This window comes from Amphritea pacifica (assembly GCF_016924145.1).
Classification (GTDB): domain Bacteria; phylum Pseudomonadota; class Gammaproteobacteria; order Pseudomonadales; family Balneatricaceae; genus Amphritea; species Amphritea pacifica.
This window is the reverse complement of sequence record NZ_JAFFZO010000034.1, coordinates 1-691: the sequence shown is the minus strand read 5'-3', so window position 1 is coordinate 691 and position 691 is coordinate 1. Positions and strand designations below refer to the sequence as shown.

The following is a 691-nucleotide window of genomic DNA, read 5'->3' as shown; positions in this document are numbered from 1 at the left end:
CCGCTGCTGGAAGCCGCTCCTACAAAGTCATCTACCCTGTGGGATTGTGATTGTGGGAGGCGAGCTGGTATGCCCTTTGGGTACCTCTCGGCAATAGTTTAAACCAATGCCTTTGCATGCGAGTACCCCCCTTCCTGTAGGAGCCCCTTCCACAGGGGTTTAGCTTCTTCAGGTAGTGTAGGAGCCCCTTCCAGGGGCGATAAGCACTCGCGGCTGGAAGCAGTGCCTACAACAATCATCCACCCTTGTGGGATTGTGGGAGGCAAGCCGCGTAGCGGCGTCTGAACGAAAAAAGCCCCGATCATATCAATGATCGGGGCTGTTTCGTATTAGGTGCTTGGCGATGACCTACTCTCGCATGGAGAAGCTCCACACTACCATCGGCGCTAAGACGTTTCACTTCCGAGTTCGGGAAGGGATCGGGTGGTTCCATCTCGCTATTGTCGCCAAGCAAAACTGGTTGCTCTAACGATTTGAACATCAGTGTTAACTTATGCTCAAAGCGTCATTCGAATCCTGTAATCGGAGAGTTATGCACAAACTCTAATCCGCAATGTATCTTAATCTATCAGCTAACCAAACGCTTTTGGCGTTATATGGTCAAGCCTCACGAGCAATTAGTACTGGTTAGCTCAACGCCTCACAACGCTTACACACCCAGCCTATCAACGTCCTGGTCTTGAACGGCTCT

Annotated in this window: 2 rRNA genes; both read right to left on the bottom strand. The window is 51.2% G+C overall.

Going from position 1 to position 691, the window contains the following annotated elements:
* Positions 1-335: 335 nt before the first annotated feature.
* Positions 336-451 (bottom strand): 5S ribosomal RNA (gene rrf / locus JW499_RS17450).
* A 145-nt stretch (positions 452-596) separates the two neighbouring features.
* A 23S ribosomal RNA gene (locus JW499_RS17445) occupies positions 597-691 on the bottom strand; the annotation flags it as partial.